The following is a 25,304-nucleotide window of genomic DNA, read 5'->3' as shown; positions in this document are numbered from 1 at the left end:
GCTCGGATCGGCTTCGCCGGGGCGACGAATTGACGACGACCGACAGGCCCTCGCGTTCCGGGACCGCCGACGAACCCCGACGCGAGGACTGGGTCGGCACCGCCGCCGAGGCGTTGCCGGACGACGCGGGCAGCGTCCTGATTGGCCGGATCTGGGATCCGTCCGTCAGCGGCCCCACACCCGTGGTCGTCCGCGACGGTGAGGTCCTCGACCTGAGCCACCGGTTTGCGACCGTCCGGGACATCTGCGAGCTGCCCGACCCCGCCGCGACCGTGGTCGGGCTCGACGGGGCGCGGGTGGGGGACTTCGGGGAGATCCTGGCCAACACGGCGGTCACGACCCGCGACCGCGACCGGCCCTGGCTGCTGACCCCGGTCGACCTGCACGCGCTCAAGGCCGCCGGCGTGACCTTTCCCATCTCGATGATCGAGCGCGTCATCGAGGAGCGGGCCCGCGGCGACCTGGCGCTCGCGGCGGACATCCGGCAACGGATGTTCGCCGACATCGGCGTCGACCTGCACCACCTGGAACCGGGCTCGGCCGAGGCCGATCGACTCAAGAGCCTGCTGGTCGCCGAGGGCATGTGGAGCCAGTACCTGGAGGTGGGGATCGGTCCGGACGCCGAGATCTTCACCAAGGGGCAGATCCTCTCCGCCGTCGGCACCGCCGTCGACGTGGGCGTGCTCGCCGCGTCGACCTGGAACAACCCGGAACCCGAGATCACGCTCATCGTCCAGTCCAGCGGCCGGATCGTCGGCGCCACCCTGGGCAACGACGTGAACCTGCGCGACATCGAGGGCCGCTCGGCGCTGCTGCTTCCCCTGGCGAAGGACAACAACGCCTCCTGCGCCCTGGGTCCCCTGATCCGGCTCTTCGACGACCGGTTCGGCCTGGAACGGGTGCGCGAACTCGAGGTCCGCCTGGAAGTCCACGGCGCGGACGACTTCCGGCTCGAGGCGGTATCGGAGATGACGCGGATGTCGCGCGACCCGGAGGACCTGGTGCGGCAGCTCATCGGCCCGCACCACCACTATCCCGACGGCGCGGCCCTGATGCTCGGCACCATGTTCGCGCCCATCCAGGACCGGGGTAGCCCCGGTGAGGGCTTCACCCACCAGGTCGACGACGTGGTACGGATCAGCTGCCCGGCGCTCGGCACCCTGGTCAACCGGGTGCGGCACGCCCAGGAGTGCGAGCCCTGGCACTTCGGCATCCGCGACCTCATGGGCAATCTGGCAAGGAGGGGACTGCTGTGAACGTGGTCAGCACGGTCGATCCGCGCGACGGCCAGCGCCGCGCGACGGATCTCACCGAGACCGACGAGTCAGGGGTGGACGTGGTCGCCGGCCAGGCGTCCCGGGCGACGCGCTGGTTGGCCGACCTGGGAAGGCACGGCCGGGCGGAGCTGCTGGACGCCATCGCCGCGTCCCTGGAATCCCGTCGGAAGGACCTGGTCGCGGCCGCCGAGGCGGAGACCGGGCTGGCCCACGCGCGGCTGGACTCCGAGCTCACCCGGGCCGCGGTCCAGTTCCGGATGTTCGGCGACGTGCTCCGCGACGGCGCGTACGTCGAGGCCGCCATCGACCACGCCGCCGACACCCCACTCGGACCCGGTCCGGACGTGCGGCGGATGCTCGTACCCCTCGGGCCGGTCGCCGTCTTCGGCGCCAGCAACTTCCCGTTCGCCTTCTCGGTCGCGGGCGGGGACACGGCCGCCGCGCTCGCCGCCGGCTGCCCCACGGTCCTGAAGGCCCATCCGTCGCATCCGCTGACCTCGCACGCGTCCGCCGCCGCGATCGAGGCGGCCGTCCGCGACCTCGGCGGGCCCGATGGCGTCATCGGCGTCGTCTACGGGGAGCGGGCCGGTCGCTGGCTGGTGCGGCACCCCGCGATCCGTGCGGCCGCCCTCACGGGCTCGGTCAACGCCGCCCGTGCCATCCAGGCGGCCATCGACGAGCGACCCGATCCCATTCCCCTGTACGCCGAACTGAGCAGCGTGAACCCGATCGTCGTGCTGCCGGGCGCGGCCGCCGACCGGGCCGAGGGGATCGCCGAGGGACTGTTCGCCTCCTTCACCGCCTCCGGCGGCCAGCTCTGCACCAAGCCGGGCCTGGCGTTCGTGCCGGCCGGTCGGGGCGGTGACCAGCTCGTCGACGGTCTGCGCGAGAGGGTCGCCGGCTCCGGCGGCGCGATCCTGCTCAACGAGCGCATCCGGGACGCGTACGAGATCCGGGCGGCCGAGTTCGAGCGGGCCGGCGTCCGCGTCTCGGCGCAGCCGCGGGTCGAGAACGGCGCGGGCTTCGCCGTCGCGCCGAGGCTTCTGGAGGTCGACCTGCCGGGGCTGACCGCCGAGATCGCCGACGAGTGTTTCGGGCCGCTCATGATCGTCATCCGGTACGACGACACCGCCGACCTCGACGCCGCGCTGCACGCCGTCCCGCCGTCGCTGACCGGCTCCGTCCACCGTGGCCCGCAGGACGACGCCGACGTGGTCCGTGGGTTGGTCGACGTGCTCTCCGCCCGCGCGGGTCGCATCGTCTTCGACGGCTATCCCACCGGTGTCCGGGTGTCCTGGGCCCAGCACCACGGTGGGCCCTGGCCGTCGACGAACGCCGTGCACACGTCGGTGGGCGCGACGTCGATCCGACGGTTCCTCCGGCCGCTGGCATGGCAGGACGCGCCGGCCTGGGTGCTTCCCGAGGAGTTGCGCGACGAGTACACCGCGATTGTGCGGCGGATCGACGGGAGGTTGACGCCAGCGGTCGAATAATTGCGTCGACGGTCTCTCGGGTGCATTCTTACGACACCCGCCGCTGACGCGTGGATTCCGTCGCGAAATAGAGCGGACCGAGATTCCGCACGCCAATTCGACAGGCGCTCACCGCGTTTTCCTCGGCCGCAATTGTGTCGGTCCTGGCCGGACCGTCGACGCGATTCTCCGTACTCCCCGTGGTGGGGAATCCCCGGCCGCGCACCCCCTGGTGAAAGCCGGGGCTGCGCGGCCGGGGTGTGCTACGGGGTCACGTCGGTGACGTGCAGCCGCAGCATGGTCCACGACGCGGGCGCGAGAGTCAGGCGGACGCCGAGGTCGCTCGCCTGGACCGTGTCGTTGGGGCGCGGCTCGGCGTGGTCCGGGCCGTCGGCCGTGTTCTTGGCATCGAGGTCGGCGCCGCCCACGGTGACGCATTCGATGATCTCGCCCACCTGGGCGCCGGCGAGGTCGACGGTCACCTCGGCGGGGGTGTCGACGACCCGGTTGACGAGGAACACGGTCATCTCGGCGGCGGTGTCGTCCCAGGTGGAGACCGCGTCGACCGCGTCGATGACGCCGTAGCGGTCGGTGGTCGTGGTGCTGCCGTCGCGCAGTACGTCCAGCACGACCCCCCGGGCGTGCCGGGCCGTGCGGGCGAACGGGTGGAAGATGGTCTGCCGCCAGGCCGAGCCTCCCGGTTCGGTCATGATCGGCGCGATGACGTTGACCAGTTGGGCCTGGCACGCCGCGGTCACCCGGTCGCTGTGCCGCAGCAGGCTGATGAGCAGGCCACCGACGACGACGGCGTCGGCCACGCTGTAGTGGTCCTCCAGCAGCGGCGGCGCGACCGGCCAGTCCTCGCCGCTGGGCGGGGTGGACGGCGCGGCCGACTGGTACCACACGTTCCACTCGTCGAACGCGATCATGATCTTCCTGGTGGACCGGCGGATCGCGCCCACCGAGTCCGCGATGGCCGTGACGGCGTCGATGTACCTGTCCATGTCCTCGGCCGAGGCGAGGAAGCTGGGCAGGTCATCGTCGACCGGCTGGTAGTAGGCGTGCAGCGAGATCAGGTCGACGTCGTCGTACGCCTCGGTCAGCACGTCGCGCTCCCAGCTCCCGAAGGTCGGCATGCCGAGATGGGACGAGCCGCAGGCGACCAGTTCGAGGTCGGGATCGAAGCGGCGCATCGCCTTCGCGGTCTGCGCCGCGAGTCGCCCGTACTCGGTCGCGCTTCGCTGGCCCACCTGCCACGGGCCGTCCATCTCGTTGCCCAGGCACCACAGCCGGATCCCGTACGGGTCTGCGGCGCCGTTGTCGCGGCGCTGGTCGGCGAGGTGGCTCCCCGCCCGGTGGTTGGCGTATTCCAGCAGGTCGACAGCCTCGGCGGTGCCCCGGGTGCCGAGGTTCACCGCCATGATGGGATCGACGCCCGCCTTGCCGACCCAGCGCATGAACTCGTCCAGCCCGAAGGCGTTGGTCTCCAGGCTGTGCCAGGCGAGGTCGAGCCGGGCCGGTCGTTTCTCGACCGGGCCGACGCCGTCCTCCCAGCGGTAGGAGGAGACGAAGTTGCCGCCCGGGTAGCGGACCGTCGTGACGCCCAGCTCGCGGACGAGCGCGAGGACGTCGCCCCGGAAGCCGTCCGCGTCGGCGCTGGGGTGGTCGGGCTCGTAGATTCCGCCGTAGACACAGCGGCCCAGGTGCTCCACGAACGAGCCGAAGATCCGGCGCGGCACCGGTGCGACACGTCGCCGCGGGTCCAGGAGCAGGCGTGCGGTGTTCACGACAGCCGTCCCGGCTGGCCCGGACGAGGCTGGACGGGCGAGGCGGCGCGGTGGGGGAGTGGGTGCGGCGCTGCGTCGAGGTGGGTGTTCAGGGCGGGCTCCTCTCGGAGGAGGCCTCCGACGTCGGGATCCGTGTCGCGGCGCCGGGGACCCGGGGGTGGTGGGTCGGTGCGAGCTCTGGACATCGCCATGATCATCGATTACGTTCGCGATCGATGTAAACGTTACCGATCATGCTCCCCGGAGGGAACACCGCGTTCCGGAATGGCGCCTGACAGAGCGTGCCGTCCCGTTGTCGATGGGTAGATCGCGTGCGCGAAATGGCGCGGCTTTGCACCCCGGGAAGTCCACCTTGCACAATCCCGTTAGGACCCGCTGCCGGCTCTCGCGCGGGGATGAAGAGGTCTTGTGTTCGCAATCGTGGTCGGTTACGTTGGCAACATCCTGGAAACGTAACCGATAACGATTGCAGTCCAGAGAGAGCGGCATGATCGAAGCCAATGCGCCGGTAACAATGAGTGATGTCGCCCGGATCGCCGGCGTTTCCACCGCCACCGTTTCGCGCGTCGTCAACGGGCACTACGGCGTCAGCGCCCGCACGATCGCTCAGGTCCGCACCGCCATCGAACAGCTCGGCTACGAGTCGAGCCTGGTGGCCTCGAGCCTGCGGCGCAGCCGCACCAACGTCCTCGGCCTCGTGGCGCACAGCTTCCAGTCGTACACGGCAGAGGTGCTCAAGGGGGTCATGAAGGCGCTCAGCCGCTCCGGCTTCGACCTCATCATCTACGCCAACAGCGACCTCTACGGGTCCTACTCGGAGGGTTGGGAGCAGCGGCACCTGACCCGCCTGTCGGGCACCCTCACCGACGGGTGCATCGTCGTCACGCCCTGGGGTGAGATGCGCAGCCGTACGCCGGTCGTGGCCATCGACCCGGTGCGCGGCGCGACGGCGCCCTCGGTCATGGCCGACAACCTCGCCGGCGCCACCACCGCTGTCGAGCATCTGCTCGACCTGGGCCACCGACGCGTCGGCTTCATCGCCGGTCGCGACAGCCTCGCCTCGGCATGGTCCCGGGAGGAGGGCTACCGGGCGGCGCTCGTCGCCGCCGGTATCCCGGTCGACCCGACGTTGATCGGCCGGGGGGACTTCAATCCCGAGTCGGCCGTTCCGTTGGCGCGCGCCCTGTTGCAACGGGCGGACCGGCCGTCGGCGATCTTCGCGGCGAGCGACGGGATGGCGCTTAAGGTCCTTGAGGTCGCCAGGGAACTGGGGCTCTCCGTCCCGCAGGACCTGTCCGTCGTCGGCTTCGACAACATCCCCGAGTCGGCGTCGACCGTTCCGGGTCTGACCACGGTCGACCAGTCGATGTACCAGCTCGGGTACGAAGCCGCGCGAATGCTCAAGTCACTGGTGACCGGCGAGTGGGACGAGCCGCACCAGATAGTCCTGCCGACCAACCTCGTGGTCCGTGGCTCGACCGCAGCACCGGCGAGGGACCGAAGGAGGTGAGCGCTACCGCACGGCGAGATCCACCGATGGGTTGAGCTGGTCAGCGGGTCGCATCCGCTGCCGGCACAGGAAAGGAGTGGAGCGTGACAACCGAACATTATCACGGGCGCCGACGCCGCCTCGGCGTACGCCGGCTCGCGGCGGTGTTCAGCGCCGGAGTCGTCGCCCTGGCGGCGGCCCTGCTCGCGCCGCAACCGGCAGCGGCGGCGGACACGCCGTGGCTGGACGTCTCCCCGGACCGCTACGCCTCGTTCAGCGTGCCGGCCGCGTACGTCCAGGAGCGCCTCGGCACCGTCTCGCAGGTGGTCGTCGAGGGCAACTTCGGCCCGTCCGCCACCTGGGCGGAGTTCGGTCTGACCCGCCGCGGTGACGTGTGGTCCGGGGTGCTCGGCGCGCTGACGCCCGGGCTGTACCGCTACCAGGTGACCGCCGACGACAACAAGACCATCAAGGATCCGACCAACAGCGCGGGAGTGGCGTCCGACCCGCTCCTGAGCACCTTCCTGGTCGCCGGCGAGTCGGCGCGCTGGCTGGCCGACGCGCCCGCCGGCAGCGGCGGCACGGTCGGGACGCTGACCTACCGGGTTCGCGCCGAGCAGCGCTCGGCCCTGGTCTGGACGCCACCCGGGTACGCGGCGAAGAAGCCGAAGGGCTATCCGACGCTCTTCCTGGAGTCGGGGGGCGGCGTGGCCGCCACCGACTGGCTCGACCTCGGTCGCACGAAGCAGATCCTCGACAACCTCTCGGCGGCGGGCGCGATGCAGCCGATGGTCGTGGTGATCGCCGACAGCACGGACGACCGGGAGTTGAAGGATCTCCGCAAGGCGGTCGGCGACAACTACCGGGTCCTTCGCGATCCGGCCCACCAGGCCATCGCCGGTGTCACCGACGGCGCGGCGCGGGCGGTCCGCGCGGCCCTCGCCAAGCCCGGCCAGTTCGGCTCTGTCGGCTGGTTCTCGGGCACGTCGACCCCGACGATCGACCGCCGGGACGCCACGGCGCTCAACCACCTCAAGCTGCTGCGCCTCTACACCGGGAACGTGACCGACCCGGCCTACAACACCACCTACCGGCTGACGAAGGCGCTGGACCGGGCCGACGTCCGGTTCGAGTTCGACGGGGTCAACCCGGACGGCGGCGGGAACTGGACCACCTGGCAGGAGAACCTCGTCGACTTCGTGCCACGGCTGTTCCGGCACGTGGCGGACCACGGGCCGAGCCCGGGCCACGGCCGGTTCACGGGCGAGTTCTCGCCTCCGCCGGCCGGCACCACCCCGACGCCCTTCGTCACCGCGGACGGGTTCGTCACCTTCGAGACCACCACCGACTTCGCGGACGCCCAGCACGTCACCGTGTGGGCCAACATCGCGCCGGGCGGCAGTTGGCTGCGCGTGCCGCTGACGCGTGACGGCGACCGGTGGCGGGCGACCGTGGGGCCGCTGAAGCCCTGGTTCTACTACTACCGCCTGATCGTCGACCGGGTGCCGTTCAAGGACGTCTCCAACCCGACGAGGGTGACCACGGAGCCGATGTGGAGCACCTTCCTCGTCCCGGGTCCTGCGGCCCGACTGCTGACCGACGTGCCGGCGGGCCAGGGCGGCACGGTCGAGAGCATGACCTACACCAGCACGGTGGCCGGCCAGGACCGCACCGCGCTGGTCTGGACCCCGCCCGGGTACGACCCGCAGCGAGCACAGCCCTATCCCGTCCTCTACCTCCAACACGGTGGCGGGCAGAACTACACGGACTGGGTCGAGATGGGCCGGGCCAAGCAGATCCTCGACCACCAGTTCCTCGACGGGGACCTGACACCCATGGTCGTCGTGATGGGCAACGGCAACTCGTCGAACTTCAACCGGGAGTTGTTGGAGAACATCGTGCCGGCGGCCCGGTCCCGGTACCACGTCTCCAGCGACCCCTCCCAGCAGGCCCTCGCCGGGCTGTCGATGGGCGGCGGGCAGGCGTTCGGTGTGCTGAAGGCCTATCCGGGCCAGTTCGCCTACGTCGCGGCGTTCTCGGCCGGCTTCGGCAGCGGCACCGGCGTCGACGTCGCGGCCATCAACAACGGCACCAGGATGCTGCGCCTCTACGTCGGTGACCAGACCGACTTCGTGTACCCGAGCTTCATGGCCTCGCTGACCACGATGGACGCCCTCGGTATCCGCTACGAGTTCGACGGGGTCACCCCCGGACCGCACGGCTGGGACGTGTGGCAGAAGAACCTCATCGACCTGGCGCCCCGTCTGTTCAAGCGCTAGGAGCCTGCCCAGGCGACGCCACCGGGAGCCGGGTCCCAGCGCCTCCGGTGGCGCCGCTGGCGCATGGATGTCCGTGCACCGCCACCTTTGAAGGGAACCATCTCAATGAAGAGAAGACGCATACTCGCCACGGTGGCCATGCTCGCGGCCGGGAGTGGCCTGGTCGCCTGCTCCTCGGACGACGGCGGCAGCGACGCGAGCAACTGCACGAACACCATCACCAAGCAGAACGTGCCGGTCGTGACGATGTGGGGCTGGTACCCCAACACCCAGCTCGTCGTCGACAACTTCAACAAGCTGCACGACGACGTGCAGGTCTGCTGGACCAACGTCGGTCAGGGCGGCGACGAGTACGACAAGTTCCAGACGGCCATCTCGGCGGGCACCGGGGCGCCCGACGTGATCATGGTCGAGGCGGACCGGATCCCGACCTTCCAGATCCAGGGCGCGCTCGTCGACATCAAGCAGTACGGCTACGACGCGGTCAAGGCCAACTACGGCGAGGGCGCCTGGAAGGACGTGTCGGTGGGCGACGCGGTCTACGGCGTCCCGGTCGACGGTGGCCCGATGGGCATGATCTACCGCAAGGACATCTTCGACAAGTACCAGATCACCCCGCCGAAGACCTGGGCCGAGTACGAGCAGGCCGCGCAGAAGGTCAAGGACGCCGGCGGCCCGTTGTTCGGGGACCTCGGCGCGAACGTGCCGGCCGTGATGATGGCGCTGCAGATCCAGAAGGGCGCGTCGCCCTTCACCTTCGATCCGGCCCAGCCGAAGTCGATCGGGGTGAAGCTCAACGACCAGGCGTCCAAGGACGTGCTGGACTACTGGGGTGGCCTCGCCAAGAAGGGCCTGGTCGGTACGCAGGACCAGTTCACCCCGGAGTACATCTCCGGTGTGATCAACGGAAACTACGCGACGTACATCTCGGCGGCGTGGGCGCCGGGCTACCTCACCGGGGCGGGCGTCGGTAAGGGCCAGGACACCGGCAAGTTCGCGGTCGCGCCACTGCCGCAGTGGGATTCGGCCAACCCGGTGCAGGTGAACTGGGGTGGGTCGGCCTTCTCGGTGACCAAGCAGGCGAAGAAGCCGGAGCTGGCGGCGAAGGTCGCCTACGGGCTCTACGCCGACAAGGAGTCGCTCACCGACGGCTGGACCAACCAGATCATCTTCCCGCTGAACCTCACCGCGCTGAAGGATCCCGCGTTCGTCGACCTGAAGGTGGCGTTCTTCAGCGGCCAGCAGGCGAACAAGGAGGTCTACCTGCCCGCCGCCGAGGCCTACAAGGGGGTGTCCTACGCGCCCTTCGGCCAGTACTACCTGGACGCCATGACGAAGCAGATCAGCGAGGTCATCAAGGGCTCGACCACCGGCTCCCAGGCTGCCGACAAGCTCCAGGACGACGTGGCGAAGTACGCCAAGGAGCAGGGCTTCACCGTTCAGTGACCGCTCCGGGTGGGTCGCGCCGGCGGTGGCCGGCCGGCCCACCCACGACCCCCCGCGTCCACGCCCTTCGGAGACCACAGATGACAGTCCTGACCGAGAAGCGCACACCGCGTCCGCCGAGCGAGACGCGCAAGATCCGTGGCAAGGTGCACCTCCGCGAGCACCTGATGGGGTGGCTCTTCGTCGGGCCCTTCGCGATCGTCTTCCTGGCGTTCCTCATCGCGCCGTTGGCGTACGCGCTGTACCTCAGCCTCTTTCAGAAGAAGCTGATCGGCGGCACCAGTTTCGTCCTCTTCGACAACTACGTGAAGGCGTTCACCGACCCGAGCTTCCTGTCCGGAGCCTGGTTCGTCATCCGCTTCTCGCTCGTCTCGATCCCGCTGCAGATCGTCCTGGCGCTCGTGATGGCTCTCATCCTGGACGCCGTGACGACGCTGTTCGCGCGCTTCTCCCGCCTCATGATCTTTCTTCCGTACGCGATCCCCACCGTCATCGGGGCCGTGATGTGGGGGTTCCTCTACAGCAAGGGCTTCGGCCCGCTCACCGACATCTTCGGGCTGTTCGGCGCCACCGCGCCCGACTTCCTGGGCAGCGACCTGATCTTCTACGGCCTGCTCAACGTCGTCACCTGGCAGTGGGCCGGCTACTACATGATCATCCTGTACGCGGCGTTGCAGGGCGTCGACCCGACGCTCTACGAGGCCGCCCGGATGGACGGCGCCGGACGGTGGCAGATCGCGACGCGTATCAAGATCCCGCTGATCGCGCCCGCGCTGATCCTGATCCTGGTCTTCTCGCTCATCGGCACCCTGCAGTTCTTCAACGAGCCGCAGATCCTGCGTTACCTCGCCGCGGGCACGATCGGGGCCGACTTCACCCCCAACATGTACGCGTACCAGCAGGCGTTCTCGCTGGCCAACTTCAACTACGGGTCGGCGATCTCGTTCGCGCTCGGCGGCATCGTCTTCATCTGCGTGTACGCCTTCCTGTTCTTCACCCGCAAGCGGAGGAGCTTCCTCTAGATGGCCGACCACACCAGCGTCCGCGCCGGCGTCCGCCGGCCGCAGCGCTACCTTCCCCTGCAGATCCTCCTCGGCTTCCTGGTGATCTACTTCCTGGTCCCGTTCTGGTGGGTCATCGTCAACAGCTCCAAGAACGCGCCGGGCCTGTTCGGAGGCGGCAACACCCTGTGGTTCTCCGACCAGATCGACTACGTCGGCAACCTCCGGCAGCTCTTCACCTACGACGGTGGCATCTACCTGCGGTGGATCCTCAACTCCACGCTGTACGCCATCGCCGGCGGAGTCGGCGCCACGGTCCTGGCGGTGATGGCCGGCTACGGGTTCGCCAAGTACCGGTTCGCCGCGCGGCGCTTCAGCTTCGCCGTCGTGCTGGGCGCGCTCATGGTGCCAGCCACCGCCCTGGTCATCCCGACCTTCATCATGTTCTCCCGGCTCGGCCTGACGAACACCGTCTGGGCGGTGATCCTGCCGTCGCTGCTCAACCCGTTCGGCGTCTACCTGATGCACGTGTACGCGCGCGACGCGGTGCCGGACGAGCTGCTCGACGCGGCGCGCGTGGACGGCGCGGGGGAGGTGCGCACGTTCCTGCAGATCGCGCTTCCGCTGATGCGTCCCGCGGTGGTCACCGTGCTGCTGCTGTCCGCCGTGGCGTCCTGGAACAACTACTTCCTGCCGCTGGCCATGCTCTCGGACAACCGGCTCTTCCCGGTGACCGTCGGTCTCGGCCTCTGGCAGGGGATCGCCTCGGCGAACAACTCGGGCGGCACCTCGCTGTGGAGCCTCATCATCCTGGGCTCACTGGTGTCCGTGATCCCACTGGTCATCGCGTTCTTCAGCCTCCAACGGCACTGGCGCGGCGGCCTGTCCGTCGGAGGCCTTCGCTAGGTCGCGCCGAGCGACCTTGAGGCATGACAGAGAGGTGTGCTGATGTCGACGACAGATCGACCGCTGCGCAGCGCGCAGTGGTTCGGCGCCGAGGGCCGCAACGGGTTCATCCACCGGTCCTGGATGCGCAACCAGGGATTCGCGGACGACGTCTTCGACGGTCGCCCGGTGATCGGCATCGCCACCACCTGGTCGGAGCTGACCCCCTGCAACGCCCACCTGCGCGACCTGGCCGAGTCGGTGAAGCGCGGCGTGTGGGAGAGCGGCGGCCTGCCGCTGGAGTTCCCGGCCATGAGCCTGGGCGAGCCACTCATGCGTCCCACGACCATGCTCTACCGCAACCTGCTCGCGATGGAGCTGGAGGAGTCGGTCCGCGCCAACCCCCTCGACGGGGTGGTCCTGCTCTCCGGCTGTGACAAGACCACCCCGGGCCTGCTGATGGGGGCGGCGAGCGTGGACCTGCCGACGCTGATGCTGACCGGCGGGCCGATGCTCAACGGCAAGTTCCGGGGCCAGGACATCGGCTCGGGCACGGTCGTCTGGCGTTTCACCGAGGAGATGCGGGCCGGCCGGATGAGCGCCGCCGACTGCGCCGAGGCGGAGGTCGGCATGTCCCGCAGCCGGGGCCACTGCATGACCATGGGGACCGCCTCCACCATGGCCTGCGTGACCGAGGCGCTGGGCGTGCAGCTACCGGGGGCCGCCGCCGTACCCGCCGTCGACTCCCGGCGGTACGCGCTCGCGCAGGCCGCCGGACGGCGGATCGTCGCCATGGTGGGCGAGGACCAACGGCTGTCCTCGGTGCTCACCCGCGAGGCGTTCGAGAACGCCATCCGGGTCAACGCCGCGATCGGTGGCTCCACGAACGCCGTCGTGCACCTGCTCGCCATCGCCGGACGCCTCGGCGTGCCCCTGTCACTGGAGGACTTCGACACCCTCACCGCCGACGTTCCGCTGCTGGTCAACCTCATGCCGTCCGGGGCGTACCTGATGGAGGACTTCGCCTACGCGGGCGGCCTCCCGGTGGTGATGAAGGAGCTCGCGCCGCTGCTGCACACCGAGCACGTCACGGTCAGCGGCCGGAGCGTGGCCGAGAACGTCGACGGCGCGCAGTGCTGGAACTCCGAGGTCATCGCCACCATGAAGGAGCCGTTCCAGGCCGCCGGCTCCGGCACCGTGGTGCTGCGCGGGTCACTGGCGCCGTCCGGAGCGGTGCTGAAGGTCTCCGCCGCCACCCCCCACCTCCTCACGCACACCGGCCCGGCGCTCGTCTTCGACCGGATCGAGGAGTACGTCGTCGCCGCCGACGACCCGGACCTGGACGTCACACCGGACACGGTGATCGTCGTTCGCAACGCCGGTCCGCGCGGCTACCCCGGCTTCCCGGAGGTGGGCAACGTGCCCATGCCCCGCCGACTGCTCACCGACGGCATCACGGACATGGTGCGGATCTCCGACGCGCGCATGAGCGGCACCGGCTACGGCACGTGCGTCCTGCATGTGGCGCCGGAGGCGTCCGTGGGCGGTCCTCTCGCGCTGGTGCGAACCGGCGACCTGGTCCAGCTCGACGTCGCCACCCGCCGCCTCGACCTCCTGGTCGACGAGGCGGAACTCGCCGAGCGTCGCTCCGCCTGGAAGCCGCCGCCGCCGGTGGCCGAGCGGGGTTGGGCACGGCTGTACAGCGAACACGTCCTCCAGGCCGACAGTGGGGCCGACCTCGACTTCCTGGTCGGTGGCAGCGGCAGTGACGTGCCCCGTCACTCACACTGACGGACGAGGAACCCGACTCATGGAAGAACGGACGGCCCGCCAGTGCGAGTTCACGCGGAGGAAGCGGTGACGACCGCCCACCGGCCAGCGGTCATGGCGGACGTCGCCCGCCTGGCGGGCGTGTCCCACCAGACGGTGTCCCGGGTGATCAACGGAGCGCCCGCGATCCGGCGCGAGACGCGGGAGCGGGTCCTCGAGGCGATCCGGCGACTCGACTATCGCCCCAACACCGCCGCCCGGGCGCTGGTCCGGGGACGCTCCGGAATGATCGGCATCATCGGCACGGCCCGGACGCTGTTCGGTCCGACGAGCATCCACCGCAGCGTCGAGGACGCCGCCCGCGCCGCCGGCTACTTCGCCACCTCGGTCAGCCTCTCGGAGGTGACGGTACGGGCGCTCAGCGACGCCACCGAACACCTCATGCGCGTCGGCGTGGAGGGCGTCGTGATGATCGCCGGCAACGACGAGGCTCTCGAAGTGGTGCGGATGACCCGGTCCGGGGTGCCCTTCGTGGTGGTGGAGGGCGACCTGTCCAGGGCGAGCGTCACCGTCGGCGTCGACCAGGTGCTCGGCGCCCGGATGGCGACCGAACATCTGCTCGGCCTCGGACACACCGAGATCGTGCACGTGTCCGGTCCGCTCAACTGGGCCGAGGCGCGCGCCCGCCGCGACGGCTGGCGTACGGCGATGGTGGCCGCGGGCGTACGCCCACCCGAGCCCGTCGAGGGTGACTGGATGGCCCACAGCGGCTACCTCGCCGGGCTGCGGATCTGCGAGCTGCGCGGCACCACCGCGGTCTTCGCCGCCAACGACCAGATGGCCCTCGGCGTGCTGCGCGCGCTGCACGAGCGTGGTCGGCGCGTGCCGCAGGATGTCTCGGTCATCGGGTTCGACGACGTGCCCGAGGCGGCGTACCTGATTCCGCCGTTGACCACGATCCAGCAGGACTTCGACGCGGTCGGTCGACGGGCCATCACGGCGGTCACCCAGGCCATCGACGACACGGTGCCGCGGCCCCTGCCGTTGGTCGTACCCTCGCTCGTGGTGCGTGAGAGCACGGCGCCGCCGCACGGCGGGGCGGGCCCGGCGTGATGCCGAGCCCGCCCGGGTGCGCTCACGTCAGGGCAGCGAGCCGGAACTGCTGGTTGGTCTGGCCGTGGCAGTCGTAGAGCTGGATCTGGGCGCCGTTGGCGGTGCTCCAGACGTCGAGGCAGCGTCCGGACTGGACGCTGCTGATGGTGCCGTTGGCGTTGATGTTCCACTGCTGGTTGGTCTGACCGTGGCAGCTGTAGATCTGCACGGCCGCGCCGTTGCCGCTGCCTGCGGCGTCGAGACACATGTTGCCGTACACCTGTAGTTGTTTGCCCGAGGTGTAGGTCCAGGACTGGTTGATCTGTCGGTTGCAGTCGTAGAGGGTGACCCGGGTGCCGTTGGTGCGCGACGCGTTCGGTACGTCGACGCATCGGCCCGACTGCGCGCCGATGATCTGGCTCGCCGAGCTCGGCGGCCCAGTGGTGGGTGAGGTGGTCGGCGTCGGCGTCGGGCTGCTCGTCGGGGTGGTGGTCGGCGTCGGGGTGGTCGGCGTCGACGGCAGCAGCGGACAGGTGCTGCGGTAGGTCACCACACCGCTGTTGTCCAGCAGCGGGCAGAGGAACTGGCTGTACCGGGCGTCGTTGTCGATGAACATCTTGACGAACGGCAACATGGTCCGGACCATCACCGGGTTCGACCGTCCGACCATGAAGCCGTGGTCCGCGCCGGCGACCTCCAGGTAGACGCTCTCAGTGGTGCTCGGGATGCTGTTGTAGAGACCGGTGGCGTAGGACGGGGTGACCACCGTGTCCGCCTGGCCAGCGAAGATCATGGTGGGTACCCGGTCGGTGGCCAGGTTCGACGACGGCGAGTACGGCGCGATGCCGACCACGGCCTTGAGCGACGGCCGCCGCATGGCGGCGCTCAGCGCCCCACCGCCGCCCATCGAGTGGCCCGCGACGGCCAACCGGTTCGGGTCGACGCGGTCGCGTACCGGGCTCTGCTGCGTCAGGTAGTCCAGCGCGGCGAGGAGTTGGGTGCCGCGCGCCGTGTCGAAGTCGTTGCGGCTGTTGGTCTCGATGCCGATCACGACGAAGCCGTGCGACGCCAGCCACGGTCCCATCCAGGCCAGTTCGGCGGAGAACAACGCGGTGTAGCCCGGTGAGATCGCGATGGCCCCGAAGGTGCCCTGGCTGGTGTCGGTCGGGTAGTAGATCCGGCCGCCGTTGAAGCCGTACCCGGTCGGGACGGCGACCGACGTGTTGGCGAAGGGGCCGTTCACGGCGGTGACGCTGGTCCGGGTCGGGTCCGGGCCGCGCTGGTACGGGTTGTCGGCCGCTGACGCCGACCCGGTCGCCAGGGTGATGGTGAGCAGCCCGACCGCGGCGGCGATCCCGGCTGCGGCCACTGTGAACAGACGTCCCCGGAGGCCGGGCGACCTCCGGTCGGCATGGGTGTTCCCCGCGGGCGGGGAGTGGTCTGCGGATCCTCGCACTGTCGGTACCTCCTGGTGGTGGGGGAGTGAGGGGCGGGCGGGAAAGTCCCGTGCGGAGCCCCGATCACCCCGGCGGTGTCCGAATTGTCAGCGTTGCAGCGTCAGCCTGCCGGCCGGTACGGCGGGAGGCCGTAGTCGCCGCCGAAGCTGGGCGAACGCCTCGGCCACCCGGGCCAGGTCGGGCAGCAGCGACACCACCAGGGCGACAATTATCGCGACAGTTCCGGAACTGGAGAACGTTCGCGGTCGGTCCGCCCGGTGGTGGCGGTGCGGTGGTTTCTCCTGGTGGTGGACCTGGCCGCCGGGCGGACAGGTAGGCCTGACGGTCGCGTGCGGCGCCTCCGGAGCTGAGTGGATCGTGTTAACGTTCACAGCCATCGATGGCTCTCAGGCTCGCAGAAAGTTCCAGCATTTTCAACCGGTAGTTTCGGGCTTGTTACGGATCGCCCGAACGGCGCGTGGCCGCCGTGCTGGGGCCACCGCCCACCGCGCCACGTCGCCGGTCAGTCGCCGTGGTGGTCGTAGGTGGACCGTCGGTCGTGGTCCCCGGGCGGGACGGGAAGACCCGTTACGCGGGTGGCGGCGCGGTCGACCCCCGGACCCGCAGCGACGGACTGATGACGACCCGGTGGGTGGGGCGGTCGGGGTCGGCGAGCCGGTCGGCGACGAGACGCACGGCAGCGCGTCCGATCGAGCGTCGCGGCGGTCGGATCGCGGTCAGCGGCGGGCTGAAGAGACCGGCGACCTCGTCGTCGTACGCCACGATGGAGAGGTCGCCGGGAACGGACAGTTGCCGCTCCTCGCAGTGCTGCACCAGAGCGATCGCCTCGGCGTCGGCGTGCACCAGCAGCGCCGTCGTTCCGGTCGCCCGGCACCGGTCGAGCACGTCGTCGAGGACCGTGTCCCGCTCCGGTGACCGGGTATCGGGTGCCACGGCCACCACTGTCGCATTCGGATCGAGGCCGCACTCGGTCGTGGCGTCGAGCCAGCCACGCCGCACGTGCTGGCTGGTGGGACTGTTGGCGTCGAGCACCAGGCCGACCTTGCGGTGCCCGAGCGAGGTGAGGTGGCGTACGGCCATGGCCGCACCGAGCGCGTGGTCGGTGACCACCGACTCCATGACAGCGTGATGGCTGCCCACCGTGGCGGTGCGTTCCAGCAGGACGACCGGGACGCCGACCTGGTCGAGCCACTCGATGGTGCGTTCGGCGGTCGGCGCGTCCATGCTCGGCGCGATGATCAGCGCGTCCACGTCCATCCGCCCCACCAGGCGGGCCAGTTGTGGCTGGTCGTCCTCGGTGTCGTACGAGGAGCCGCGCAGCACCACGCGCATGTCCAGCTCGCGGGCGGCGCCCTCGACACCGCGCGCCACGTCCGGCCAGTAGTAGTCCAACGAGGGCACGAGCATGCCGACCGCGCGCCCGACGAGCGGGTTCAGGCCCGCGTCGGGCGGCTCCTCGGTTGCCGGGACGTCGTCCGGCAGGATCAGGGCGACTCCACCGTGGACCCGGCGAACCAACCCTTCGGCGGCGAGCTCCGCGATGTCGCGCCGGATGGTGACCGGCGCGGCGCCCAGCACGTGCGACAGGTCGGAGATGCGCATCGAGCCGTCGCGCTGCAGCGCTGCCAACAGTTGCTGGCGGCGGGCGACCTGAAGCGGCGCGCGGGAAGTCTCCGCCGTGGCGACGACAGGACTGTCCTTGGTCATTGGGGACCTCCGAGGAACGCTTCGTGCGGCGAAAGGTATCGCGCCGTGACGACGAGCTTGCCAACCGGGCTGAACGCGGCGGCGCGCGACGGCCATGGCCCTCGGCTGCCCGAGCGGCTGTGAGCGGTTCTGATCGTATCAGATCAGTTATGGCGTTGAAGACGCCGTTGAGTCGCTGTACGGCGGCGACCGCAAGCCGGCGGAACGATCGAAGACTGCAGGATTGAGGCATATGTGCGCGCTGGGGGCAGGGCATCGACAGCTCCGGCCGCAGTCGATCCGGGTGACAGCGTGTGTCCTTTTGATCGTATGTGTTCGTCTGGTTTGAGAACAGCATTGACTTGATCTGATGTGAGCGTTTTACTTCGGAAACCCTGCGGAAGCCGGAGCGTCACATTCCCGGCAACGCCCCGCTCGCCACCCTCCATGGAGACGGACCGATGCGACAGGATCTGCGATGACGTCCGGGACGGCCGGCCGGTCAACGCCGGGGACGGCCTCGGATGCCGCGACCTGGAGCCGGGACGACTGGCTGGCCCTCGCCGACCGGATGCTCGCCGCGGTCCGGCCGTTCGCGTCGCCCGGCCACGCTCTCGTCAACCTTCCCGGTGCCGAGGGCGGTTACGGGCGGGCCGTCGACGGCCTTGAGGGTTTCGCCCGCACCTTCCTGCTGGCCGGCTTCCGCCTCGCGGGGGCCAGGGGAGTGGGCCTGGACGAGCTGGCCGACCGGTACGCGGCCGGTATCGCCGCCGGCACCGACCCGACCTCCCCGGACCGCTGGGTGCGCTTGGACGAGCACCCCCAGGCGAAGGTGGAAGCCGCTTCCATCGCGCTGGTCCTGGACATGACCCGCCCGTGGATCTGGGACCGGATGCCGTCCGCGGTGCACGAGCGGGTAGTCGACTACCTGCGCCCGGCGGTCGGCGACGACACGTATCCACAGATCAACTGGGTCTGGTTCCGGCTGGTCGTACAGACGTTCCTGCGTTCGGTGGGTGGGCCGCACTCGCTCGACGAGATGGCCGCGGACCTGCGCACGCACGACAGCTTCGCCCGCGCGGACGGCTGGATGTCCGACGGGCCGCACCGGGCGTACGACCACTACGTGGGCTGGGCCCTGCACCTGTATCCGACGCTGTGGGCCCGAATGGCCGGCGCCGCGGACCTGGCCGAGCAGCGCCGCGATCGGGACCTGGCCAGCCTCGACCGCTTCCTGAGCGACGCGGTGGCGCTCGTGGGCACCGACGGGTCACCGCTGATCCAGGGACGAAGCCTGATCTACCGCTTCGCCGCGGCGGCGCCGTTCTGGGTCGGCGCGATCGCCGGCGTGCCCTCGGTCGGCCTCGGCCAGCTGCGCGGCGCGGCCACCCGCATCGTGCGCCACTTCGTCGCTAACGGGGCTCTGGACGAACGAGGTCTGCTCACCCTCGGCTGGCACCGGCCGTGGCCGCGACTGGCCCAGTCGTACTCCGGGCCGGGCTCGCCGTACTGGGCCAGCAAGGGCCTGCTCGGCATCGCGCTACCCACCGACCATCCGGTGTGGACCGCTTCTGAGGAGCCGCTGCCGGTCGAGGAGCGGAATACGGTGCGGGCGATACACGCGCCGGGCTGGCTCGTCTCCGGCACCCGCGCCGACGGCATCGTCCGCGTCGTCAACCACGGCACCGACCACGCCGTCGAGGGCGCCACCGTCGGAGATTCCCCGCTCTACGCGCGACTGGGCTACTCCACCGCCACCAGCCCCGTCCTCGACGACAGCGGCTGGGCCAGTCCGCTCGACCAGTCGGTCACTCTCGTCGACGACGCCGGCCGGGTCACCCACCGCGCCGGCATGCGTCAGCTGACCGTGCACGTCGACAGCGACGGCGTGGGGGTGGCCGGATCACGTGCCCTCGCCCACTGGGTCGACCCGGATCCAGGTCAGCGCGATCACGGCGGCGGCCATCTCGGCTCGTCCCGACCGGCCGGGCACCTCACGGTGTACTCCCTGGTCCGTGGCCCCTGGGAGCTACGTCTGACCCGCGTCGACGACCTCGCCGACGGTGTCGAGGCGGCCGCGCTGCGGCTGCGGATCGGCGGCTGGGCCATTGCCGGGGACGCGACGGCGACCGTCGGCGAGCGGGCGGTGACCGTGACCGGGGCCGGCCTGACCAGCCGGCTCGACAGCGTTCGCGGGGACGGAACGGCCGGCGCCAGCGCCGTTCCGCACGGCGGACCGCTGGCCGGCGGGCTGGTGGTGCCCTGGCTGGACCACCCCGTCCGGCCCGGCTGCTGGGTCGCCGCCTTCATCGAGCTGTCCGGGGTGTCGGCAGCCACTGTCGGGCAGGCGGGCCGGGTCGTGGCCGACGAGAACGCCGACGGCCTCCACCTGGCGGTCGACTGGCCCGACGGGATCAGCACGTCGACCCGTCTGGACACGGAGCATGCCGGGCCCGCCCGGGTGCCTGGTAGCAGTGCGGGCCCGTCCGGGCCCCTTAACCTAAGGAGAAAGGGATGAAGCGTGCGATACCGGCCGTCATCAGCGCCGCGGCGGCCCTGACGCTTGTTCTCGCCGGTTGCGGCGGCGGAGACGAGCCAGTCGACCCCAACGCCCCGGTGACGATCACCCTGGCCGGCTGGACCCTGTCGTCCACGCCCGAGTTCAAGACGCTCGCCGACGGCTTCAAGGCGACCCACCCGAACGTGACGGTGGAGCTCAAGGAGTACGCCCCGGGCAACGACTACGACACCCAGATGATCACGGATCTGGCCGCCGGCACCGCCCCGGACGTCTACGTCATGAAGAGCCTCAAGAACTTCTACACATACCAGAGCGGTGGTCAGCTGCTCGACGTCTCCGACGCCACCTCCGGTCTCGGCTCGAGCCCGGCGCTCGCGTCGTACCAGGTGGACGGCAAGGCGTACGCGATGCCGTACCGGCAGGACGCGTGGGTGCTGTTCTACAACAAGGACCTGTTCGCGAAGGCGAAGGTGGCGCCGCCGGACGGCAGTTGGACCTGGGACGACTACACCGACGCGGCGAAGCGGCTGCACACCGGGCTGAAGGGGGCCGGCTCGAACGCGACCGGCGCGTACCAGCACACCTTCCAGTCGACGGTGCAGGGATTCGCGCTCGCCCAGACCCCCAACGCGGACCTGCTCTCCGGGAACTTCGGCTACCTGAAGCCGTACTACGAGCGGTCACTGGACCTGCAGGCGGCCGGCGCGCAGCCGACCTTCGGCACCGCGAAGACCAACAAGCTCACCTACCAGGCGCAGTTCGGCAAGCAGCAGTCGGCGATGCTGCTGATGGGCACCTGGTACGTGGCCACGCTGCTCAACCAGCGCAAGAGCGGTGACGCCGACACGTTCCAGTGGGGGATCGCCCCGGCGCCGCAGTTCGACAAGTCCACCACCGGCACCTCCGCCACGCCGGTCACCTTCGGTGACCCGACCGGCCTGGGGATCAACCCGAAGATCAGCAAGTCCAAGACCGCCGCGGCCAAGGCCTTCCTCCAGTACGCGGCCGGTCCGGATGCCGCCAAGGCGCTGGCCGGGATCGGCATCACCCCGGCCCAGGTCACCGACGCGGTCACCGCGACGCTGTTCGGGCTGGACGGTGTACCGCAGGACGACCTGTCGAAGTTCGCCTACGCGAAGCACACGGTCAAGCCGGAGAACCCGGTGTCGAAGCACACCGCCGGCCTGCAGAACCTCCTCAACGAGACGCACTCGGCGATCCTCTCCGACGGCAAGGGCGTCGACGCGGAGCTGAGCAAGGCGCAGACCCGTGCCAAGAACGAGGTCCTCAACCAGTGAGCTGATGGCGGGCCCGGCGCGCCTGCGTCGTACGCCGGTCCCGCCACCATGCCGAACGCTTCCGGAGACTCCCTATGGCAACATTGCCGCGCACGAGACCCAGGAACCGGCGGCTGGTGTCGCGCAACACGGTCGCCGGCTGGTCGTTCATCCTGCCCAACTTCGTCGGCTTCGCCGTGCTCACCCTGCTACCCGTCGTCGTGCTGTTCTACGTGGCCTTCACCAGCTGGAACGTCTTCGGGGCGGCCGAGTGGACCGGCACCGCCAACTTCCGGCGAATGTGGGGCGACGCGAGCTTCTGGACCGCGCTGCGCAACACCGTCTACTACACCGTCTTCCACATCCCGCTGACCCTCGCGGCGGCACTCGGGCTGGCGCTGCTGCTCAACCGCAAACTGCGCGGCGTACGGTTCTTCCGCACCGTCGCCTTCTTCCCCTACATCACCTCGATCGTGGCGATCGCGATCGTCTGGAACCAGCTGTTCAGCCCGGAGTACGGCCCGATCAACGCGCTGCTCGGCGCCCTCGGGGTGGACAGTGCGCCGGGCTGGACCACGTCGTCGACCTGGTCGATGCCGGCGGTCATCATCGTCGGCACCTGGCGGTACATGGGTTACTACATGCTGCTGTTCCTGGCCGGCCTGCAGACCATCCCGGCCCAGCTCTACGAGGCGGCCGAGACCGACGGCGCCACACCGTGGCAGCGGTTCGTGCACGTGACCCTCCCCGGGTTACGACACACCACCTTCTTCGTCACCGTGCTGCTCACCATCGAAAGTTTCAAGGTCTTCGACCTCATCCTCGTGATGACCGGCGGCGGACCGGGCCAGTCGACACTGGTGCTCTCGCAGTACATCTACCAGAAGGGCTTCGAGGAGAACCAGTTCGGCTACGCCTCGGCGGTCTCCATCGTCCTGTTCGCCATCTGCTTCGGCATCACGGTCATCCAGTTCATGGTCAACAAGCGGAGGAACAGCTGATGACCGCGACCGACCTCTCCCTGCCCACCCCGGCCGTCGCCGCGCCCGGCAACCGCAGCGCGCCCGGCCGGCCGGTCCGGTCCCGGGGCTGGCGGCTCGTCGGGTACGCCGCCCTTGTGCTCGCGGCGGCCGCGCTGCTGCTTCCGTTCTACTGGATGGTGGTGGCGTCGTTGAAGACCAACAGCGACGTCTTCACCATCCCGATCACCTGGCTCCCCGATCCCGTGGTGTGGCGAAACTACCTGGACATCTGGCAGCGCTCGGACATGACGACCTGGTTGGGAAACACGCTGCTGCTGTCGGTGGTCGTCAGCCTCCTGCAGGTGGTGACCGGCAGCTTCGCCGCCTACGGCTTCGCCCGGGTCCGCTTTCCCGGCCGCAATGCGCTCTTTCTGGCGTACGTCGGGACGATCGCGGTGCCCTGGCAGTCGTACATGATTCCGCAGTTCATCCTCATGTCGAAGTTGCAGTTGTCGAACACGCTGTGGTCGATCGTCGCGTTACAGGCGTTCGGCGCGTTCGGCGTGTTCCTGATGAAGCAGTTCTACGAGACGATCCCCGAGGAGCTGAGCGAGTCGGCGCGGGTGGACGGGCTCGGCGAGTTCGGCATCTACCGACGGATCATGCTGCCGCTGTCCCGACCGGCGCTGGCCAGCCTGGCCCTGCTGACGTTCGTGACCACCTGGAACGACTACCTCGGCCCGCTGATCTACCTGCGCAGTCCGGAGCTGCGCACCATCCAGTTGGGTCTGAACACCTTCATCTCCCAGTACAACGCCGAGTACGCGCTGATCATGACGGGCTCGGTGCTGTCCGTGTTGCCCGTCGCGGTCATCTTCCTGCTCGGCCAGCGCTACTTCATCGAGGGCATCGCCACGACCGGACTGAAGGGTTGAGGCCCATGCGTTCGCGCCACCACACCCTCACCGCCGTCTTCGACGGGGTCTACGTCGCGCTCGTCAGCAACCTGCTGCTGGTGCTCGGTTGCCTGCCCCTGGTGACGCTCGCGTTCACCACCGAGGCGGCGCGCTCCTGGCCGCTGTACGCGCTGACCGCCCCGCTCTGCGCGCCCGGGCTTTGTGCGGTCTTCGCGGTCATGTCCGCCTATTCGGCTGGCGACACCGGCGGCGTGCTGCGCACCTACGGCCGCGCCTGGCGGGCCACCGCCCGGCCGGCGATGCTCTGGACGGCGGCAGCCATGGCGGCCCTGGTCGTGCTCGTCGTCGACGCCCGCGCCGCCTGGGGCCACCGGGTCGGGGCACTCGCCCTGCCGGTGCTGGCGACCCTGATCGTCCTCACCGTCGCCACCACGCTGCTGGGGTTGGTGACCGTCGCCGAGCGACCCACCGCGCGGTTGCGTGAGGTGGCCCGCGCCTGCGGGTATCTGGCGGTGCGCCGGTGGTACCTCACCGCCGTGTCTCTGCTCGTCCTCGTGCTGCTCGCACGGATCCTGGCCGCCCGCCCCGCGATCGCGCTCGGCCTCGCCGCCGCGCCACTGCTCTACGTCGTGTGGGCCAACAGCCGCTTCACCCTGCGCGCCGCCCTCGACCCGCCGGCGACCGCACCGCAGAGCACCTGAGCACCGCGTTCCGGCCACCGCGCCGGGACGCCGACAACCGCACCTGCCCGGCACCGGACCGTACCCACGAGGGAGAACAGCATCCATGACGGCGACCGACGTCCGTCCCAACTCCGACGCAGAAGCCACGGCGGCCGCGGTGGCCGCCGCGATCCGCACGGTCGACGCGAACATCGCCGCCTTCGGCGACCGGTACCCCGCCGACACCACCGCCGCCAACCGCTACCCGCTGCGGCCAGCGAGCGGAGGCCAGCCCGAGGGCGCCAACGTCGGCTGGACCACCAGCTTCTGGCCCGGGATGCTCTGGCTGGCACATGACCTGACCGGAGCGGAGCGCCACCAGCGGGCCGCGCTCTCCCACGTGGACAGTTTCGCGGCCCGGATCACCCGCGGCATCGACCTGGACACCCACGACCTCGGGTTCCTCTACACCCTCGCCTGCGTCACCCCGGCCCGCCGTACCGGTGACCCGCGGGCCCGAGGCGCGGCCCTCGCCGCCGCCGACCACCTGATGACGCGCGTCCTCGAACCCGCCGGAATCATCCAGGCCTGGGGCGACCTGAACGACCCCCGCCAACGTGGCCGCACGATCATCGACAGCCTCATGAACACGCCGCTGCTCTTCTGGGCCAGCCAGACCACCGGCGACGACCGCTACGCCGCAGCGGCCCGCCGGCACACCGCCCAGCTGCGCCAGCACATCCTGCGTCCGGACGGCACCACCTTCCACACCTTCTACTGGGACCCGGACAGCGGTGTGCCGCTCCGCGGGGAAACCGAACAGGGCCACTCCGACCACTCCTGCTGGGCGCGTGGGCAGGCATGGGGCATCTACGGGTTCAGCCTCAACCACCGGCACATCGGCGACCCGGCGCTGCTTGCCGCCGCGAGGACCTGCGCCGACCGCTTCCTCGTCCACCTGCCCGACGACCACGTCGCGTACTGGGATCTGGAGTTCGGCGACGGCAGCGGCCAGGAGCGGGACAGCTCGGCCGCGGCCATCGCCGCCTGCGGCCTGGTCGAACTCGCCGACGGCGTCACCGACACGGCCAGCGCCGACCGGTACCGGACCGCCGCCGCGGAGATCCTGCGCTCGCTCATCGCCCGCTACTCCACCGGCGGCCACCCGGTCTCGAACGCGCTGATCCTGCACGGCGTGTACGACAAACCCAAGGGCATCGGCGTCGACGAGGGAACCCTGTGGGGCGACTACTTCTACCTGGAAGCCCTCACCCGCGCCACGATCCCTGGCTGGACCAGCCCCTGGTGACCACCGCGATCGACC

At 70.0% G+C, this 25,304-nt stretch carries 18 protein-coding genes; 15 read left to right on the top strand and 3 right to left on the bottom strand.

All coding sequences use genetic code 11. The features are described from left to right. The first annotated feature begins 29 nt into the window (after nt 1-29). Together ACQP03_RS20885 and ACQP03_RS20880 are read left to right on the top strand one after the other, a co-directional pair. Nucleotides 30-1,256 (top strand): fumarylacetoacetate hydrolase family protein, encoded by a 1,227-nt coding sequence (locus ACQP03_RS20885; protein ID WP_357125110.1) that lies wholly within the window; start codon nt 30-32, stop codon nt 1,254-1,256. After that, a complete protein-coding gene (locus ACQP03_RS20880) occupies nt 1,253-2,770 on the top strand; it encodes an aldehyde dehydrogenase family protein (RefSeq protein ID WP_357392601.1) in 1,518 nt (505 codons plus the stop codon). The genes ACQP03_RS20885 and ACQP03_RS20880 overlap by 4 nt, the downstream gene beginning before the upstream one ends. Before the next feature lie 242 nt (nt 2,771-3,012). Here ACQP03_RS20880 and ACQP03_RS20875 read toward each other — a convergent pair whose 3' ends face one another. Next, nucleotides 3,013-4,536: an alpha-N-arabinofuranosidase gene (locus tag ACQP03_RS20875; protein WP_357125116.1), complete on the bottom strand. Its 1,524-nt coding sequence runs from the start codon at nt 4,534-4,536 to the stop codon at nt 3,013-3,015. Nucleotides 4,537-5,023: 487 nt separating this feature from the next. Between ACQP03_RS20875 and ACQP03_RS20870 the strand changes: the two genes are divergently transcribed. From ACQP03_RS20870 to ACQP03_RS20840, 7 genes are all read left to right on the top strand, one after another. Continuing rightward, a complete protein-coding gene (locus ACQP03_RS20870; protein WP_357125118.1) occupies nt 5,024-6,046 on the top strand; it encodes a LacI family DNA-binding transcriptional regulator in 1,023 nt (340 codons plus the stop codon). Between the two features lie 83 nt (nt 6,047-6,129). Next, the gene (locus tag ACQP03_RS20865) at nt 6,130-8,304 is read left to right on the top strand and encodes an alpha/beta hydrolase (RefSeq protein WP_357169017.1); all 2,175 of its coding nucleotides are present in this window, start codon (nt 6,130-6,132) and stop codon (nt 8,302-8,304) included. Between the two features lie 105 nt (nt 8,305-8,409). Next, on the top strand, nt 8,410-9,750 hold the full coding sequence (locus tag ACQP03_RS20860; RefSeq protein WP_357392600.1) for an ABC transporter substrate-binding protein: 1,341 nt from the start codon (nt 8,410-8,412) through the stop codon (nt 9,748-9,750). A gap of 80 nt (nt 9,751-9,830) precedes the next feature. Next, on the top strand, nt 9,831-10,772 hold the full coding sequence (locus ACQP03_RS20855) for a carbohydrate ABC transporter permease (RefSeq protein WP_357125127.1): 942 nt from the start codon (nt 9,831-9,833) through the stop codon (nt 10,770-10,772). Then, nucleotides 10,773-11,657: a carbohydrate ABC transporter permease gene (locus tag ACQP03_RS20850; RefSeq protein ID WP_363660522.1), complete on the top strand. Its 885-nt coding sequence runs from the start codon at nt 10,773-10,775 to the stop codon at nt 11,655-11,657. A 42-nt stretch (nt 11,658-11,699) separates the two neighbouring features. Continuing rightward, entirely contained in the window at nt 11,700-13,427 is a 1,728-nt protein-coding gene (locus ACQP03_RS20845) for an IlvD/Edd family dehydratase (RefSeq protein WP_357125133.1), read from the top strand. A gap of 66 nt (nt 13,428-13,493) precedes the next feature. Then, complete coding sequence (locus ACQP03_RS20840; RefSeq protein WP_357125136.1) at nt 13,494-14,519, top strand: LacI family DNA-binding transcriptional regulator; 1,026 nt, start codon at nt 13,494-13,496, stop codon at nt 14,517-14,519. Between the two features lie 22 nt (nt 14,520-14,541). Here the strand turns inward: ACQP03_RS20840 and ACQP03_RS20835 are convergent, their stop codons facing one another. Both ACQP03_RS20835 and ACQP03_RS20830 read right to left on the bottom strand, forming a co-directional pair. Further along, entirely contained in the window at nt 14,542-15,867 is a 1,326-nt protein-coding gene (locus ACQP03_RS20835) for a ricin-type beta-trefoil lectin domain protein (RefSeq protein ID WP_433458049.1), read from the bottom strand. A gap of 655 nt (nt 15,868-16,522) precedes the next feature. Beyond that, complete coding sequence (locus tag ACQP03_RS20830) at nt 16,523-17,662, bottom strand: substrate-binding domain-containing protein (protein ID WP_357125143.1); 1,140 nt, start codon at nt 17,660-17,662, stop codon at nt 16,523-16,525. Nucleotides 17,663-18,119: 457 nt separating this feature from the next. On the opposite strand from ACQP03_RS20830, the gene ACQP03_RS20825 reads away from it, so the two are divergent. The 6 genes from ACQP03_RS20825 (at nt 18,120) to ACQP03_RS20800 (ending at nt 25,289) form a co-directional block, all read left to right on the top strand. Further along, the gene (locus ACQP03_RS20825; protein WP_363660520.1) at nt 18,120-20,159 is read left to right on the top strand and encodes a DUF2264 domain-containing protein; all 2,040 of its coding nucleotides are present in this window, start codon (nt 18,120-18,122) and stop codon (nt 20,157-20,159) included. After that, on the top strand, nt 20,156-21,460 hold the full coding sequence (locus ACQP03_RS20820; RefSeq protein ID WP_357125149.1) for an ABC transporter substrate-binding protein: 1,305 nt from the start codon (nt 20,156-20,158) through the stop codon (nt 21,458-21,460). Before ACQP03_RS20825 ends, ACQP03_RS20820 begins: the two co-directional genes overlap by 4 nt. 116 nt (nt 21,461-21,576) lie before the next feature. Beyond that, nucleotides 21,577-22,440: a carbohydrate ABC transporter permease gene (locus ACQP03_RS20815; protein ID WP_357125152.1), complete on the top strand. Its 864-nt coding sequence runs from the start codon at nt 21,577-21,579 to the stop codon at nt 22,438-22,440. Further along, the gene (locus ACQP03_RS20810; RefSeq protein ID WP_357125155.1) at nt 22,440-23,336 is read left to right on the top strand and encodes a carbohydrate ABC transporter permease; all 897 of its coding nucleotides are present in this window, start codon (nt 22,440-22,442) and stop codon (nt 23,334-23,336) included. The genes ACQP03_RS20815 and ACQP03_RS20810 overlap by 1 nt, the downstream gene beginning before the upstream one ends. 5 nt (nt 23,337-23,341) lie before the next feature. Next, a complete protein-coding gene (locus ACQP03_RS20805; RefSeq protein ID WP_357169033.1) occupies nt 23,342-24,019 on the top strand; it encodes a hypothetical protein in 678 nt (225 codons plus the stop codon). A gap of 85 nt (nt 24,020-24,104) precedes the next feature. Beyond that, the gene (locus ACQP03_RS20800; RefSeq protein WP_433458045.1) at nt 24,105-25,289 is read left to right on the top strand and encodes a glycoside hydrolase family 88 protein; all 1,185 of its coding nucleotides are present in this window, start codon (nt 24,105-24,107) and stop codon (nt 25,287-25,289) included. The last annotated feature ends 15 nt before the right edge of the window (nt 25,290-25,304 follow it).

The sequence above is a fragment of the Micromonospora sp. CA-248212 genome (assembly GCF_050948405.1).
Lineage (GTDB): Bacteria > Actinomycetota > Actinomycetes > Mycobacteriales > Micromonosporaceae > Micromonospora.
Note: the sequence above shows the minus strand (reverse complement) of the source record. Positions and strands in the feature narration are given on the sequence as shown.